Annotated in this window: 17 protein-coding genes; 11 read left to right on the top strand and 6 right to left on the bottom strand. The window is 67.5% G+C overall.

All coding sequences use genetic code 11. From position 1 onward, the window contains the following. The first annotated feature begins 65 nt into the window (after nt 1-65). From secY to AC1RKE_RS10815, 8 genes are all read left to right on the top strand, one after another. Nucleotides 66-1,445 carry a preprotein translocase subunit SecY gene (gene secY / locus AC1RKE_RS10780; protein ID WP_182713952.1) on the top strand — a complete coding sequence of 460 codons (1,380 nt, stop codon included), beginning with the start codon at nt 66-68 and terminating at the stop codon, nt 1,443-1,445. Nucleotides 1,446-1,478: 33 nt separating this feature from the next. Further along, nucleotides 1,479-2,039 carry an adenylate kinase gene (locus tag AC1RKE_RS10785; protein WP_054766908.1) on the top strand — a complete coding sequence of 187 codons (561 nt, stop codon included), beginning with the start codon at nt 1,479-1,481 and terminating at the stop codon, nt 2,037-2,039. 30 nt (nt 2,040-2,069) lie between these two features. Further along, complete coding sequence (locus AC1RKE_RS10790; RefSeq protein WP_348683639.1) at nt 2,070-2,810, top strand: energy transducer TonB; 741 nt, start codon at nt 2,070-2,072, stop codon at nt 2,808-2,810. 276 nt (nt 2,811-3,086) lie between these two features. Then, complete coding sequence (gene rpsM, locus AC1RKE_RS10795) at nt 3,087-3,455, top strand: 30S ribosomal protein S13 (protein ID WP_054766909.1); 369 nt, start codon at nt 3,087-3,089, stop codon at nt 3,453-3,455. Between the two features lie 14 nt (nt 3,456-3,469). Continuing rightward, a complete protein-coding gene (gene rpsK, locus AC1RKE_RS10800; RefSeq protein ID WP_054765476.1) occupies nt 3,470-3,859 on the top strand; it encodes a 30S ribosomal protein S11 in 390 nt (129 codons plus the stop codon). A 91-nt stretch (nt 3,860-3,950) separates the two neighbouring features. Next, nucleotides 3,951-4,970 (top strand): DNA-directed RNA polymerase subunit alpha, encoded by a 1,020-nt coding sequence (locus tag AC1RKE_RS10805; RefSeq protein ID WP_054765477.1) that lies wholly within the window; start codon nt 3,951-3,953, stop codon nt 4,968-4,970. 107 nt (nt 4,971-5,077) lie between these two features. Beyond that, nucleotides 5,078-5,497 (top strand): 50S ribosomal protein L17, encoded by a 420-nt coding sequence (gene rplQ, locus AC1RKE_RS10810; protein WP_054765478.1) that lies wholly within the window; start codon nt 5,078-5,080, stop codon nt 5,495-5,497. Between the two features lie 94 nt (nt 5,498-5,591). After that, on the top strand, nt 5,592-6,050 hold the full coding sequence (locus AC1RKE_RS10815; RefSeq protein WP_191555507.1) for a GNAT family N-acetyltransferase: 459 nt from the start codon (nt 5,592-5,594) through the stop codon (nt 6,048-6,050). Between the two features lie 32 nt (nt 6,051-6,082). On the opposite strand, the gene AC1RKE_RS10820 is transcribed toward AC1RKE_RS10815, so the two are convergent. After that, the gene (locus tag AC1RKE_RS10820) at nt 6,083-6,940 is read right to left on the bottom strand and encodes a DUF2705 family protein (RefSeq protein ID WP_191555508.1); all 858 of its coding nucleotides are present in this window, start codon (nt 6,938-6,940) and stop codon (nt 6,083-6,085) included. After that, nucleotides 6,930-7,856 carry an ABC transporter ATP-binding protein gene (locus tag AC1RKE_RS10825; RefSeq protein ID WP_228184731.1) on the bottom strand — a complete coding sequence of 309 codons (927 nt, stop codon included), beginning with the start codon at nt 7,854-7,856 and terminating at the stop codon, nt 6,930-6,932. Before AC1RKE_RS10825 ends, AC1RKE_RS10820 begins: the two co-directional genes overlap by 11 nt. Before the next feature lie 162 nt (nt 7,857-8,018). Between AC1RKE_RS10825 and AC1RKE_RS10830 the strand changes: the two genes are divergently transcribed. Next, nucleotides 8,019-9,053: an NAD(P)/FAD-dependent oxidoreductase gene (locus AC1RKE_RS10830; RefSeq protein ID WP_348683638.1), complete on the top strand. Its 1,035-nt coding sequence runs from the start codon at nt 8,019-8,021 to the stop codon at nt 9,051-9,053. On the opposite strand, the gene AC1RKE_RS10835 is transcribed toward AC1RKE_RS10830, so the two are convergent. Further along, entirely contained in the window at nt 9,050-9,784 is a 735-nt protein-coding gene (locus AC1RKE_RS10835) for a TonB family protein (RefSeq protein ID WP_054765483.1), read from the bottom strand. The genes AC1RKE_RS10830 and AC1RKE_RS10835 overlap by 4 nt on opposite strands. Before the next feature lie 180 nt (nt 9,785-9,964). Between AC1RKE_RS10835 and AC1RKE_RS10840 the strand changes: the two genes are divergently transcribed. Then, a complete protein-coding gene (locus tag AC1RKE_RS10840) occupies nt 9,965-10,762 on the top strand; it encodes a transglycosylase SLT domain-containing protein (RefSeq protein ID WP_054766910.1) in 798 nt (265 codons plus the stop codon). Nucleotides 10,763-10,872: 110 nt separating this feature from the next. After that, nucleotides 10,873-12,015 (top strand): SpbR family protein, encoded by a 1,143-nt coding sequence (gene spbR / locus AC1RKE_RS10845; protein ID WP_152949970.1) that lies wholly within the window; start codon nt 10,873-10,875, stop codon nt 12,013-12,015. A 31-nt stretch (nt 12,016-12,046) separates the two neighbouring features. On the opposite strand, the gene AC1RKE_RS10850 is transcribed toward spbR, so the two are convergent. The 3 genes from AC1RKE_RS10850 to AC1RKE_RS10860 all read right to left on the bottom strand — a co-directional run bounded on the left by AC1RKE_RS10850 (nt 12,047) and on the right by AC1RKE_RS10860 (nt 14,528). Further along, nucleotides 12,047-12,523 (bottom strand): Hpt domain-containing protein, encoded by a 477-nt coding sequence (locus tag AC1RKE_RS10850; protein WP_348685327.1) that lies wholly within the window; start codon nt 12,521-12,523, stop codon nt 12,047-12,049. A gap of 68 nt (nt 12,524-12,591) precedes the next feature. Next, entirely contained in the window at nt 12,592-13,371 is a 780-nt protein-coding gene (locus AC1RKE_RS10855; RefSeq protein ID WP_348685329.1) for an NAD kinase, read from the bottom strand. A 32-nt stretch (nt 13,372-13,403) separates the two neighbouring features. After that, the gene (locus tag AC1RKE_RS10860; protein ID WP_333895886.1) at nt 13,404-14,528 is read right to left on the bottom strand and encodes a DUF2336 domain-containing protein; all 1,125 of its coding nucleotides are present in this window, start codon (nt 14,526-14,528) and stop codon (nt 13,404-13,406) included. Nucleotides 14,529-14,597: the final 69 nt, after the last annotated feature.

Here is a 14,597-nt window from a genome sequence, read left to right on the forward strand (position 1 = left end):
AGCGGCCCTCGCATGAGGGCCGCTTTCCGCCTATCTGACGACTCAATCAGTCGTGGGGACGCAGAATGGCTTCGGCCGCAGAACAACTCGCCGCCAATATGAACATGGGCTCGTTCGCCAAAGCGACCGAGCTGCACAAGCGCCTGCTGTTCACGCTGGGCGCCTTGCTGGTTTATCGCATCGGCACCTATGTGCCGATCCCGGGCATCAACTCGCAGGCCTTCCTGCAGTTCTTCCAGGACCCCTCGGGTCAGCGCGGCATCCTGGACATGTTCAACATGTTCTCGGGCGGCGCGGTGGAGCGGATGGCCATCTTCGCGCTGAACGTCGCGCCCTATATCTCGGCGTCGATCATCGTGCAGCTGATGGGCACGGTGTATCCGCCCTGGGAGAAGCTGAAGAAGGAAGGCGGGGAGAGCGGCCGCAAGCAGCTGAACCAGTACACCCGCTATCTGACGGTCTTCCTGGCCCTGGCCCAGTCGCTGGGCATCGCGGCGGGTCTGAACGCCCAGCCGGGTCTGGTCGACAATCCGGGGATCTTCTTCCTGGTCTCGACCGTCGTGACCCTGACGGGCGGCACCATGTTCCTGATGTGGCTGGGCGAGCAGGTGACGGCGCGCGGCGTCGGCAACGGCATTTCGTTGATCATCTTCGCGGGCATCGTGGCGGTTCTGCCCTCGACCATCGCCCGGATGCTGGGCCTGGCCCAGCAGGGTCAGATGTCGGCCTTCGCCCTGTTCTTCATCGCCGTTCTGGCCGTGGCGACCGTGGTCTTCATCGTCTTCATGGAACGGGCTCAGCGCCGTCTGCTGATCCAGTATCCGAAGCGCCAGGAAGGCAACCGGATGGCGGGAGGCGAGCGCTCGTTCCTGCCGCTGAAGGTCAACACCGCCGGCGTCATCCCGCCGATCTTCGCCTCGTCCCTGCTGATGCTGCCGACCACAGTGGCCAGCCTGACCGCCAATGCGGACCTGCCGTCCTATCTGGGCTGGCTGCCGCTGGTCACCTCGCAACTGACCCACGGCCAGCCTCTGTTCATGGCCCTGTACGCCGCCCTGATCATCTTCTTCTGCTTCTTCTACACCTCGATCACCTTCAACCCGGAGGACACGGCCGAGAACCTGCGGAAATACGGCGGCTTCCTGCCGGGGATCCGTCCGGGCAAGCGCACGGCCGAATATCTGGACTATGTCCTGACCCGCCTGACGGTGATCGGCGCGGCCTATATCACCGCCGTCTGCCTGCTGCCGGAGTTCATGGTCGCCCAGATGGGCAACAGCCTCTACTTCGGCGGAACGTCTATCTTGATCGTGGTGTCGGTGACGATGGACACTGTGGCCCAGATCCAGTCCCAACTGCTGGCGCACCAGTACGAGGGGCTGATCAAGAAGGCCAAGCTGCGCGGTCGCGGCGGTCGTGGCGCGCCCACGCCCGTCCGTCGCTGAGTTGACTAGAAGACGCCTGGGGAGGACTTGCGCGTGAACTTGATCCTGTTTGGACCGCCGGCGGCGGGCAAGGGGACCCAGGCCAAGCGGCTGGTGGAAGAGAAGGGCATGATCCAGCTCTCCACCGGCGACATGCTTCGGGCCGCCATCGCCTCGGGCTCGGAGCTGGGCCTCAAGGTCAAGGACGTGCTGGCGCGCGGCGATCTGGTGACGGACGAAATCGTCATCGCCCTGATCGAGGATCGTCTGCCGGAGGCCGAGGCCGCCGGGGGCGCCATCTTCGACGGCTTCCCCCGCACCGTAGCCCAGGCCGAAGCCCTGGACGCCATGCTGGCCAAGCGCGGCGCCCAGATCGACGCCGTGGTCCGGCTGAAGGTCGACGACGCCGCCCTGCTGGAGCGGATCGCCAAACGCTACGCCGAACAGGGCCGCCCGGATGACAATCCGGAGACCTTCGCGGTCCGTCTGGACGCCTACAACCGCAACACCGCCCCGCTGCTTCCCTATTATGAAGCCCAGGGCAAGTTGACCGAGGCGGACGGCATGGGCTCGATCGAGTCCGTCGCCAAGGCGATCGACGAAGCCCTGGCGTGACCCAAGTCGTTTTCGGGCGTTTGGGAACGGATGCCTGAAACCGAGATCCAGTCTGACAGAAGGCGCGCCCGCAGACGCTGGCGCGCCTTCGCCGTCTTCGGCGGGGTCGCCGCCGCCGAAATCGCCCTGATCCTGATGCTGGGACAGGTGAAGGGCCGGCCCCCCCGGACCCCCATGGCGGACGGCCCCCCGCCGTTCGAGGTGGTGCTCTATGATCCGCCGCCGCCGATCCTGGAGCGCCGCACTGCGCCCAAGGCGGGGGGAGGGGCGCCGGCCGCGCCGTCGCGCATTCACACGCCGCCCAAGCCCCAGCCCGATCACCCGCGCGAACTGCCGTCGCCGTCGAAGCCGACGCCCCAGCCCGCCCCAGTCGTGGGCGCCGCGCCTTCCCCCTCGCCGGAACCGGGGTTCGGTCAGGGCGGCCAGGGGGCCGGCGCGGGTTCAGGCGTCGGTGCGGGGTCCGGGCCGGGCAGCGGCTCGACGGGCCCGCGCCTGATCACGGGGCCGTCCATGGCCCAGGTCCGCGCCAACCACCCGCGCCAGGCGCGCAGCCGCTATGGCCGGGTCGAACTGTCGTGCCGCATCCGGCTAGACAGCCGGCTGGAAGCCTGTCGCGTGGTGGAGGAGACCCCCGTCGGCCTGGGCTTCGGGGCGGCGGGGCTGGCTGTGGCCGACTATTTCCGTTTCCAGCCGCCGACCGAGAACGGGCGTCCCCTAGAGGGGCAGCAGGTGACGGTGGGCGTCGACTTCGGCATTCCGCCGCGTCGCTGATCCACCGCTTCGCAGGGTGGCGGCCTAAGCCCCTTGACCGGAACCCGGTTGCGGCGTTCAACCTTGATGCAGAGAGGCTGATCGCCGCCGTTCGAGGCGGGTCTGAGCGACGGTTTAGGCGGCGGACCGAAAAAGTCTGGCCGGCAGGGTTGCGCACAGCCGTTGACGCCCGGTGAATCATCTGTATAAGGGCGCCTTCCCGCGAAGGGCGCCACGCTCCTGGTTTGTTAACCGGAGCGTTTGTTGCGTCTGAATAACGCGTATCTGGAGAATTTCGTGGCCCGTATCGCTGGCGTCAATATCCCGACCAACAAGCGCGTTGAAATCGCGCTTCAGTACATCCACGGCATCGGCCCGGCCGCCGCCAAGGACATCACCGAAAAGGTCGGCATCGAAGCCGCCCGCCGGGTGAACCAGCTGACGGACGCCGAAGTCCTGTCGATCCGCGAGACCATCGACCGCGACTATACGGTCGAGGGCGACCTGCGCCGCGAAACCTCGATGAACATCAAGCGTCTGATGGACCTGGCCTGCTATCGCGGCCTGCGTCACCGCAAGGGCCTGCCGGTCCGCGGTCAGCGCACCCACACCAATGCTCGCACCCGCAAGGGTCCGGCCAAGCCGATCGCCGGCAAGAAGAAGTAAGAGAGAGCTGACCGATGGCCAAGGAACCGGGTCGCGTAAAGCGCCGCGAACGCAAGAACATCACCTCGGGCGTCGCCCACGTGAACGCCAGCTTCAACAACACCATGGTGACCATCACCGACGCGCAAGGGAATGCCATTTCCTGGTCGTCGGCCGGCCACATGGGCTTCAAGGGCTCGCGTAAGTCCACCCCCTACGCCGCCCAGATGGCGGCCGAGGACGCCGGCAAGAAGGCCCAGGAACACGGCTTGAAGACGCTGGAAGTCAACGTCTCGGGTCCGGGCTCCGGCCGTGAGTCGGCTCTGCGCGCCCTGCAGGCCGTGGGTCTGACGATCACCACCATTCGCGACGTCACCCCGATGCCGCACAACGGCTGCCGTCCGCCCAAGCGTCGTCGCGTCTAAGCGACACCGCCCAAAGCACCCCCATCTCCGTCGGCTCCACCATGGCCTCGTCGACAAGGCCGGAGCCGACGAAACCCGTTCGAGGGACAAAATGATCGAAAGAAACTGGCAAGAGCTGATCCGTCCCGAGAAGCCGCAGATCGAGATCGGTTCCGACGCCCAGCGTAAGGCGCGTCTGGTGGCTGAGCCTCTGGAGCGCGGCTTCGGTGTGACGCTCGGCAACGCCCTTCGTCGCGTTCTGCTGTCCTCGCTGCAAGGCGCGGCGGTGACCGCCATTCAGATCGACGGCGTGGTTCACGAATTCTCGTCGCTGGAAGGCGTGCGCGAGGACGTGGTCGACATCGTTCTGAACATCAAGCAACTGGCGCTGCGCATGCACGCCGAAGGCCCCAAGCGCATGACCCTGCGCGCCACGGGCCCCGGCGTGGTGACGGCCGGCCAGATCGACGTGCCGGCGGACATCGAGGTTCTGAACCCCGATCACGTCATCTGCACCCTGGACGACGGCGCCTCGATCCGCATGGAGCTGACCGTCCAGAACGGCAAGGGCTATGTGGCGGCCGAGTTCAACCGTCCGGAAGACGCGCCGATCGGCCTGATCGCCGTCGACGCCCTGTACTCGCCGGTCAAGAAGGTGGCCTATCGCGTCGAGCCGACCCGTCAGGGCCAGTCGCTGGACTACGACAAGCTGCTGCTGGAAGTCGAAACCAACGGCGCGGTCACGCCGGTTGACGCTGTGGCTTACGCCGCGCGCATCCTACAAGACCAGCTCCAGATCTTCATCACCTTCGAAGAGCCCAAGAAGGCTGTCGAGCAGTCGGACGGCAAGCCCGACCTGCCCTTCAACCCGGCCCTGCTGAAGAAGGTGGACGAGCTGGAGCTGTCGGTCCGTTCGGCCAACTGCCTGAAGAACGACAACATCGTCTACATCGGCGACCTGATCCAGAAGACCGAGGGCGAAATGCTTCGCACCCCGAACTTCGGCCGCAAGTCGCTGAACGAGATCAAGGAAGTTCTCGCGACCATGGGGCTCAGCCTCGGCATGGACGTGCCGAACTGGCCGCCCGAAAACATCGAAGATCTGGCCAAGAAGTTCGACGACCAGATCTAAGTTCAACCCTCCGCCCGTCTCCTCTCGGGGAGAATGTCGGGGCGGTTAGAAGATTACGGACCTAGGTCTCCCCAGGAGATACCGGGTTCGGAGTAGGAGAGACCCTGATGCGCCACGGCGCCGCCCATCGTAAACTCGGTCGCACGACCAGCCACCGCACCGCCATGTTCGCCAACATGGCCGCCTCGCTGATCAAGCACGAGCAAATCACCACGACCCTGCCCAAGGCGAAGGAACTGCGTCCCTTCGTCGAGAAGCTGGTCACCCTGGCCAAGAAGGGCGACCTGCACGCGCGTCGTCAGGCCATCAGCCAGGTCCGCGACGTGCCGCAGGTCGGCAAGCTGTTCGAAACGATCGGCCCGCGCTACGCCGAACGCAACGGCGGCTACATCCGGATCATGAAGGCCGGCTTCCGCCACGGCGACAACGCCCCGATGGCCGTGATCGAGTTCGTCGATCGCGACGTCGAAGCCAAGGGCAAGGACTCCGGTCCGGTCCTGGCCTATGAAGGCGATGACGAGGCTTAAGCCTTTCGTCTCTGACGAGACTGAACACCGAAAGGGTGGCCGGAGCGATCCGGCCGCCCTTTTGCTTTACGCGGCGATGGGGCAAGAGGCGGCCATGTCCGTCGCCATCGTCCAATTCCGTCCCGACCACGCCGCCGCCTGGGCCCGGCTGAACGAGGCCTGGCTGGCCGAGGGCGGTTTCGCCGTCGAGGCCAAGGACCGGCGCTCCATCGACGATCCCCATGGGGTCTTCATCGCCGGCGGAGGGCGGATCTTCATCGTCGAGCGGGACGGGGAGGCGGTCGGCTGCTGCGCCCTGATCCGCATTCCGGACGGGTTCGAGGTGTCGAAGATGACGGTGACGCCCGCCGCGCGCGGCTTAGGCTTGGCGCGGCGTCTGCTGGAGGCCTGCGAGGCGGCGGCCCGCGCGGCGAGCGCGACCCTGCTGTATCTGGAGACCAACAGCGCCCTGGAGCCGGCCATCGCCCTGTACGAGAGCTTCGGCTTCGTCCACCTGCCGCCCCGCCCGACCCCCTACGCCCGCGCCGACGTCTTCATGGAGAAGCGGCTCTAACGGCTGTCAGGGGGGCTTCAGCCCGCCTCCGCCTATTCCTTCGACAGATCCTGACGCTGGAACCAGGCGATAGAGGCTGCGACCGGCGCGACGCACCACAGGACCAGGCTGACCACCGCCTTCATGACCACGCCCTCGGGCAAGGGCATGGGGCCGGGAGCGAGGGCGGCTTTCAAAGTGTCATAGGCCAAGCCGGGCAGCAGCAATTGCGCGGCCCAGTCACTCGGCTCCCAGCCGAGAATGGGCAGCAGCGGTCCCCCGAGGATGGTCTGGGCGAAACCCAGGGCCCAGGGGGCGAACAGGGTCGCCAGCAGGGACCGGCTGACGACCGCCGCCAGTAGGGCGATGAGGCCGTATTGAACGATCCGGATGTAGGACAGAAGCCAGGTCAGAAGGAACTGAACCAGGTCGAAGTCGGACAGGTCGAAGCTCATCGGCCGTCCGGCCACCAGGGCCTGTGTGACGAAGAAGATGAAGGCGGCGATCAGCATGGCCAGCATGGCGATCATGGCCAAGACTTTCATCACCCCGATCTTGCCCAGGATCAGCCAGGGTCGGCCGTTGCGAGCGCTGATCAGTCGCCAGGTCTCCCAGCGGTAGTCGCCGGCGTAGACCGCCGCCGCCGCCAGCAACATGAAGACCAACAACACGCCGTTGGCGCCGTTGCCGGCCGCAAAGCCGAAGGCCTCGGCCAGATTGACGGGCTGATTGCCCAAGGTCGCGGGCAGATTGGCCTTGGCAGCCAGTGCGTCGCCCTTGGCCTTGGTCATGATCTGGTAGGCCAGCCCGCCGAAGACGAACAGCAGCGGCGTCAGCAGGATGCTGAAGAAGAGCGTCGTCCGGTTCCGCGAGACGCGATAGGCCTCGGATTTCAGCGCATCAACCAGCATGATCGGTCCCCTTGTCGGGCGCGCCCTGTACGCCGGTCCAGCCGGTTTCGCTCATGAAGACGTCTTCCAGGTCGGCGCCGATCCAGCGGGCCTCTTCGATATCGACCCCGGCCTCGACCAGGGCGCGAATGGCCGCCGGCGTCTCGGCGCGGGTCAGGGCGGCGATCAGGGCGTCGCCGTCCAGCGTCGCCTTGTCGCCCAGCACCCCCATGGCCTTGGCGAGCGGGGTGGCCGAAAGGCGCAGACGTTCGCCTGAGGCCGTCAGGTCCGAAACCCGGCCTTCGGTGATCACCTTGCCCTTGTTGAAGATGGCGACGCGATCGCAGACGCGCTGGACCTCCTGAAGCTGGTGGCTGGCCAGGATGACGGTGACGCCGTCGTCGTCGGCCAGGCTGCGGATCAGGGCGCGCATCTCCTGGATGCCGGGCGGGTCCATGCCGCTGGTCGGTTCGTCCAGAATGACGAGGTCCGGCTTGGTCATCAGGGCGGCGGCGACGCCCAGGCGTTGCAGCATGCCGACCGAGAAGCCGCGCACCCGCCGGTCCGCCGCCTCGGCCAAGCCCACTCGCTTCAACCAGGCCTCGATGTCCGAAGACGCGACGCCGCCGTGGGCGTAGCCCAGCCAGACCAGGACCTGACGCGCGGTCATGAAGGGAGGGAAGCGCGGCGTCTCGATCATCGAGCCCATCCGCCGCGTCGCTGCCGGATCGCCGATCCGGCCGCCCATGACCGTCGCCTCGCCCGCAGTCGGGCGGATCAGGCCGAGCAGGGTGCGAAACAGCGTCGACTTGCCGGCGCCGTTGGGGCCGAGGATGCCGTAGACGCCGCCCCGCGGGATCGACAGGGTCAGGCCGTCCAAGGCCTTCACCGTCCCATAGGTCTTGGTCAGGCCGCGGATCTCGATGACGGTTTGCATAGGATGAGCTTGGCGCGAGAACGGCGTTCCCACAAGGCGTCGTGCGGCTGTCGTCCATTAAGATTAGGCAATGGTTCGGCGGGCGCCGGCGCACGGCTAGGACCAAAGGTCCAAGGGCGGCGGCTTGCATTCTGAGCGGCCTGGGCCGATCTGGGGCGCGTGATGTCATCCCCTGCCATAGTGATCGTGGGCGCCGGCGTGCTGGGCCTGAGCACCGCCTTCAGCCTGACCCGGCGGGGGCATGCGGTGACGGTCATCGACTCGGGCGGTCCGAATGCGTCGATCGTGGCGGCGGGCATGGTGGCGCCGGCGATGGAGTCCGTTTTGGACGACGTCACGCCCGAGACGGCGGCCCTGTTCTGCGCGGGCCGGGATCTGTGGCCCGACTTCGCCGAGGCGGCGGGGATCGCCCTGGCGCGCCGACCGGCCGAATGGCGCGGCGGGGACGTCGCCGGCCTGGCGGCGCGATTTGAAGCCTTGGGTTTTGAGGCGCGCCGGACCGGCGACCGGCTGATCACGGATGAGGATTATCAGATCGACCCCGGTCAGGCCTTGGGCGCCTTGGCCCAGGCGGTGGCGCAGGCTGAAGGCGGCGCTGTGGTGCAGGACCGCGTCTCGGCCCTGGTTCAGACGGCCGACGGCTGGTCGATCGAACTGGGCCGACGCAGCCTGTCCGCCGCCGCGGTCGTGCTGGCGACGGGAGTCGAGGCGGCGATAGAGGGCGCCCCGGAGGCGACGCGGCGGCTGGTCGACGGCGTTCAGCCCATTCGCGGTCAGATCGGCGTGACCGGCGAGACTCTGGCGGATCATGTGGTGCGCGGTCCCGGCGCCTATGTGGCGCCGATGGCCGGCGGAACTGTGATCGGCGCGACGATGGAGCCGGGGCGTCGCGACGCCGCGCCGGACTGGACCGTGGGCGAAAGGCTGAGCCAGGCCGCCTGGCGCGTTCTGGGTCGCACGCCTGCGCCGCTGGACATCGACTGGCGTGTCGGGGTGCGTGGCGCTTCGGCAGACGGCCTGCCCATGGCGGGGCCGGCGCCGGACGGCAGGGCCCTGTTTTTGGCCCTGGCCCCCCGCCGAAACGGCTGGCTGCTGGGGCCGATGGTGGGGGCCGTCGTCGCCGATGCGATCGAGGGGCGAACGCCGCAAGCCTACGCCCACGCCCTCGATCCTCGGCGATTTCAGGCCGAAACCTAGTCCTCCATTGCGAAGCGGACGGTGAAGTTCACCGTCGCCCCATCCACCGGACGGCCGTCGACCGTGCGAGGGTTCATCCGGAAGGCGCGCGTCAGGCTGAGAGCCGCCCGACCGAAGCCTTGGCCGTTCGGAGTCTCGCCGGCGACGCGGCAGGCGGTCAGGCCGCCGTCGATGCGAACCAGGCAGGACAGGGTGGCCGCGCCCGAAACGCCGTCTTCGGCGGCCCGGCTGGGATAGGCCCGCGCCATCTGGGCGGACGAGGGACGGCTGGCCCAACTGGGGTTGTTGATGACGGAGACGGCGCGGACGGGGGTTTCGACCGTCGCGGTTCCGCCCTCGACCCCGCTGGGCGCCGTGCTGATGACAGGCAGGCCCGGTGAAGCCGTGACCGCCGACGGCTCGGGCGGGGTCAAGGCCACGGTCTCGACATCGGCCGGCGCAGGGTTGCGGGGCGGGTGGAGGGGCGTCGGCGGCGCTGCGACCTTCTGGACCGGTTCTGGCTCAGGCTTGCGCTCCGGCGGCGCCAGGCTGACGGTCACATGCGGCAGTTCGTCGATCACCGGCTCCGGCTTCAATTCGAACCGCTGGGTGTAGAGCGCCACGCCTATGCCGACATGGACCAGGATCGAAACCCCGATGGCGGCCGGCATCCAGCGCGGCATCGGTTTCTTGCGTTCCCCATAGTCGATGGGGTTGACGGCGCCGGGGCCTCCGGCGGCGCGGATCATCATATCGACACTCCCTCGTTCACCGCCCCCGCAGCGCCCGTAACCGAAAGTGAGCGCCCAGGTTGTGGCGGGATTGCGGCGGTGTTTCAGCGGTCGACGAAGGTCGAAAGCTTGACCTTACGGTTAAAGCCGGTCTTAACGATTAAGGGTTGGTTAACCATGTTCGACGAGGCTCCGCCTGTTATGGGCATCCGAGCGATTCCATCTTCGGGCGGCGTTGAGGCGGCGATTCAGCGCGCGTCCCAGGCGGTGGGCGTCGATTACGACTTCCTGGTCAAGACCGCCCGACGCGAGAGCGCGCTCAATCCTTCGGCCAAGGCGCCGACCTCATCGGCGGCGGGTCTCTTCCAATTCATCGAACAGACCTGGTTGGCCACCGTCAAACAGCACGGCGCCCAGCATGGGTACGGCCAGTACGCGGATCTGATCCACCGCGGCGCCGACGGGCGCTGGCGGGTCGAGGGTTCGGCCCGCAATGTGGTTCTGGACCTGCGGTTCGATCCGCATGCGGCCTCGACCATGGCGGCGGAGCTGACGGCGTCGAACGCCGCCTATCTGCGGGGCCGCACCGGCAAGGAGCCGGGCGCGGGCGACCTCTATGCGGCCCATTTTCTGGGACCGGCGGGTGCGGCCAGTCTGATGACGGCCATGGACCGCAACCCGGGCGGCAGCGCGGCGGCCCTGTTTCCCGAAGCGGCCCGCGCCAACCGCAGCATCTTCTACAAGGATGGGCGGCCGGCCACCGTGGCCGAAGTCTACGCCAATCTGCAACGCACGGCCGGGACCGGGGCGCCGGCGGCGGGCGTCGGCGATGAGCGGCCCGTGGCGCCGGAACTCAGCGACCGGGACCAGATGCTGGCGGCCCGCCTGGATCGCTTGAAGCAGGATCAGGGGCTCTTGGCCCTGTTGCTGGGGCAGGACGGATCGGCCGGCGGCGGCTTCGGCGGCGCCTTCTCGCCGGACGACGCCCAGGGCGCCTAAACAGGTTTTGCGCGGGCGGAAATTCTGCCGAAACGCCCCGATGGTAAACTGGGCGTTAAGCATGGCAGGATGATCGTATCGGGGACGCCCGATTCCCGAACGAGCCATCCATGACCGCCTATCGCGCCCGACTGACCGAGACGGATATCCAGCGCCTGATCAAGGCGACGGAGGACGACGACCGGGCGGAGGCGGCCTATAAGCTGTGCCGCAGCATGGATCGCGCCGATCTGGACGAACGGGACCGCGAAGCCGCCCAGAAGATTCTGCGCCTCCTGGCCAACGATGCAGCCGAACTGGTCCGGCGGGCCATGGCTGTGACCTTGAAGGCGTCGGATCTGCTTCCGATCGACGTGGCGCGTCGGCTCGCGGCCGATATCGACAGCATCGCCCTGCCGGTGATCAGCGCTTCTCCGGTCTTCAGCGACGAGGATCTTATTGAAATCGTCCGCGCCGGTTCGCCTGTGCGCCAGGTCGCGGTCGCCGGCCGGCCGCGCGTGTCGCGCGACGTCGCGGGCGTGCTGGCGGATGTCGGTTGCGAACAGGCCGTGAGAATGCTGGCGGCCAATGACAACGCCGATCTGTCGGAACAGGCCCTGGGCGTGATCGTGGACCGGTTCGCCGCCTCGCCCGAGGTGGTTACCGCTGTCGCCTATCGCCAGGTTCTGCCGCTGCATGTGACCGAGCGGCTGATCGCCCTGGCCAGCGAGACGGTGCGAGAGCATCTGGTCGCCCGGCATGCGGTGGCGCCCGAGACGGCGATCCGTCTGGCCCAGTATGCGCGCGAACGGGCGACCGTCGATCTGGTCGATCAGGCGGCTTCCAGTGCGGACATCGGCGCCTTCATGGCCCAGTTGAACCTTCGCAAGTCGCTCAACGCCTCCCTGCTGCTGCGCGCCCTGGCGCGCGGCCAGATGACGATGTTCGAACATGGTCTGGCGGAACTGGCCAATACGCCGCATCAGCGCGCCTGGCTGATGATCCATGACGCAGGTCCCCTGGGCTTGAAGGCGATCTATGACCGGGCCGGTCTGCCGCCGCGCCTGTTTCAGGCGTTCCGCGCCGGGGTGGACACCTGGCGGGCCCTGTCCTCCGAGGGGGCGGACACCTCCAGCGACCTGTTCCGCCAGCGCATGCTGGAGCGTTTCCTGACGCAGCGACCGAACGTGCTGCGTGAGGATCTGGCCTATCTCATGGAAAGGTTGGACCAGCCCCAGAGCCGCGGGTCGGCGGCGGCCGCCAGCGCCGCCTGACCGACGGCGCCCGGCTCAGGCCCCACTCGGTTCAGGCCGCGCGGTATTCGGCGACCTTGGCTTCCAGGGTCTCGGCCAGGGTGCGGCCGACAGGATGTTCGTCTGTCTTGATCTGGTCGCGCACCACGGCGCGGATGGCGTCGATATGGGCGTCAAGAAGCGTGGTCGGCGCCTGCATCCGCTTGCCGGCGTCGTCCAGCATCTTGCACAGCGATCCGGCGATGCGCGTGACCAGCGGATATTCATAGGTGGTGCCCAAACCCTTCAGGTCATGGGCGCGGAAATAGAGGTTTTCGGCCGTCTCGGGCGTATAGCCCTCTTCGCGAATCCGGGCCTGGGCGGCGTCCAGCTTGACGATCTCGTCCTTCAGCCACTGATCGAACTGAGCCGCCATGGCCTTCAGGGCTTCTTCGGCCCGCGCAACGGCGTCGGCGTTGATGCCGAAACCGCCGCCGACCTTCATGCGAAGGGCGTTGGGCGGACGAATGACGTGCGAAGGATCGCTCATGACGGGCTCCCGGAAGTTTGCGCGCACCCTAAGCGGCCGCTCTTAAGAAGCCGTGTAGGGGGCGCCCGTCAGTTGGTGAACTGTTCCGTCATCACCCGTTCGTCGAAGGATCGACCGGCGTCGAACAGCATGGTCAGGGCGACGTCGCGCCGCTCGCGCACCTCGACGCTGGCGACGCGCCGAACCTCGAAATTGTCGGCCGTGGCCGAAACGGGCCTCTTGTCCGGTTCAAGCACGTCGAAGCGCACCCGAGCCTCGTGGGACAAAAGAGCGCCCCGCCAACGCCGGGGCCGGAAGGCGCTGATCGGCGTCAGCGCCAGGATGCGTGCGTCCAGCGGAATGATCGGCCCGTGGGCGGACAGATTGTAGGCGGTCGATCCAGCCGGCGTCGCCACCAGACAGCCGTCGCAGGACAGCTCCTCCAACCGAACCTTGCCGTCCACCGTGATCTTCAGCTTGGCGCTCTGTCGCGTCTGACGCAGCAGGGACACCTCATTGATGGCCAGGCCCGTATGCACCTCGCCCGCCTCGGTCCAGGCGTCCATCTGCAGCGGATGGATGACCGTGCGTTCGGCGGCGACGATTCGGGCGATCAGATCGTCCTCGTCATAGTCGTTCATCAGAAAGCCGACCGAGCCCCGGTTCATGCCGTAGACGGGCGTCCGGCGGCGCAGATTGCCGTGCAGGGTCTCCAGCATCTGGCCGTCGCCGCCCAGGGCGACGATGACGTCCGCCTGTTCTTGCGGCACGGCGCCGTAGCGGGCGATCAGAGCCTGACGCGCGGCCTGGGCCTCTGGACGGTCGCTGGCGACGAAGGCCAGGGCGGGAACGGGCGGGATCTGGGTCACGGCCGAACGAGAGCCCTAGCTTGACCGCGAAGTCAAACGATCGCGGTGCGCTCCATTATCTGGCGAAAGGCGCGGGCGGCCGAACGGCTGTTCATCGGCGTCGCGCTCCATGCGCCCCCGCCGGGCCGTCCGTCGGTCAGTTTGCGGACTTCCGACAGCACATTGGCGAAGACCGCTCGATCCAGTCCGACTGCGGTGCAGGCCAGATAAAGCGGCTCCGCAGTAGACGAGTGGATGGCGGAGCGCACCTGAGCCGGCGTGAATCCTCCCAGTTGCACCAGGGCCTGTTCGAACAGGCTCAGACGCTGTTCGCGCAAGGCTCGGATCAATATGCCGGGCCGAAGTTGCCCGGCCGCCTGAAGCTTGTCGACCAGACGTTTTTCCATCTCTTGCCGCTCGCGATCGGCGTTGCGGCCGGTGGGTTGCAACGGCCGCCAAGTGGGGGAATGCACCGCCTTGGCCGCCGCCTCCCGCACCGCCGCGTTCAGGCGGGCGTCGTCGATCTTGAACCGCTCGCCGATGGACTGCCGCAGGGCCTGTCCGACCCATTGGTACAGATCATGGGCGAGATCTGCGTTCAGGCGGGGGTGACGGGTCAGGGGCGCGCGAAGACCGGCGATACGCCGGGAATGTTCGATCAGACGACGCATGGCCGCATCGCTGATGTCGGCGGTCCGGTTCGACGCCAGGGCCGTCATGGTCACGGGATCGGCCTGATCCACGATCGCCTCTACGACCCCATGAGACAGGTGCGGCCGCCGCGCCACGGCGATCTGATGCTCCAGCGTGGTCTCCAGCAGGATCCGGATCAGGTCCGCGTCCTGCAACAGGGGGCTGGCGGCGATGACCGGCGCCGCGATCTCGATCTCGTCCAGCGCCAGCATGTTGATCAGAGCCGGCGGGGCCCAATCCGCTGCGGCGAGGCGTTCGGACAGCAGGCGGCGAATATCCCGCTCGGCCTGGGCGGCCAGGGTCAGGAAGATTTCCGCCAGGGCGGGCGCCAGGGCGGTGTTCGGTGGCGCGGCTTCGCACAGGGCGACCACGCCCAGCAATAGTCGCCGACGGTCGTCCGGCGCCTTGCTGCGCGCCAGGTCGATCAAATCCAAAGCGGGGTCGCGCGCGGGCGACGGCGATCTGAGCTGGGCGACAGCGGACAAGGCGGCGGCTCCGACGCGGGAAGGTACCGCTTGCAACTGTGACGCCTGGTCATGAAGACGCGGTTAATG

This window comes from Brevundimonas sp. GW822-FHT03E11, assembly GCF_058801445.1.

What these genes read in the sequence shown, in the direction of transcription:
- secY (WP_182713952.1), top strand. Translation starts at nt 66, where the DNA reads ATGGCTTCGGCCGCAGAACAACTCGCCGCCAATATGAACATGGGCTCG.
- AC1RKE_RS10790 (WP_348683639.1), top strand. Translation starts at nt 2,070, where the DNA reads ATGCCTGAAACCGAGATCCAGTCTGACAGAAGGCGCGCCCGCAGACGC.
- rpsK (WP_054765476.1), top strand. Translation starts at nt 3,470, where the DNA reads ATGGCCAAGGAACCGGGTCGCGTAAAGCGCCGCGAACGCAAGAACATC.
- AC1RKE_RS10805 (WP_054765477.1), top strand. Translation starts at nt 3,951, where the DNA reads ATGATCGAAAGAAACTGGCAAGAGCTGATCCGTCCCGAGAAGCCGCAG.
- rplQ (WP_054765478.1), top strand. Translation starts at nt 5,078, where the DNA reads ATGCGCCACGGCGCCGCCCATCGTAAACTCGGTCGCACGACCAGCCAC.
- AC1RKE_RS10815 (WP_191555507.1), top strand. Translation starts at nt 5,592, where the DNA reads ATGTCCGTCGCCATCGTCCAATTCCGTCCCGACCACGCCGCCGCCTGG.
- AC1RKE_RS10820 (WP_191555508.1), bottom strand. Translation starts at nt 6,940, where the DNA reads ATGCTGGTTGATGCGCTGAAATCCGAGGCCTATCGCGTCTCGCGGAAC.
- AC1RKE_RS10825 (WP_228184731.1), bottom strand. Translation starts at nt 7,856, where the DNA reads ATGCAAACCGTCATCGAGATCCGCGGCCTGACCAAGACCTATGGGACG.
- AC1RKE_RS10830 (WP_348683638.1), top strand. Translation starts at nt 8,019, where the DNA reads ATGTCATCCCCTGCCATAGTGATCGTGGGCGCCGGCGTGCTGGGCCTG.
- AC1RKE_RS10835 (WP_054765483.1), bottom strand. Translation starts at nt 9,784, where the DNA reads ATGATGATCCGCGCCGCCGGAGGCCCCGGCGCCGTCAACCCCATCGAC.
- AC1RKE_RS10840 (WP_054766910.1), top strand. Translation starts at nt 9,965, where the DNA reads ATGGGCATCCGAGCGATTCCATCTTCGGGCGGCGTTGAGGCGGCGATT.
- spbR (WP_152949970.1), top strand. Translation starts at nt 10,873, where the DNA reads ATGACCGCCTATCGCGCCCGACTGACCGAGACGGATATCCAGCGCCTG.
- AC1RKE_RS10850 (WP_348685327.1), bottom strand. Translation starts at nt 12,523, where the DNA reads ATGAGCGATCCTTCGCACGTCATTCGTCCGCCCAACGCCCTTCGCATG.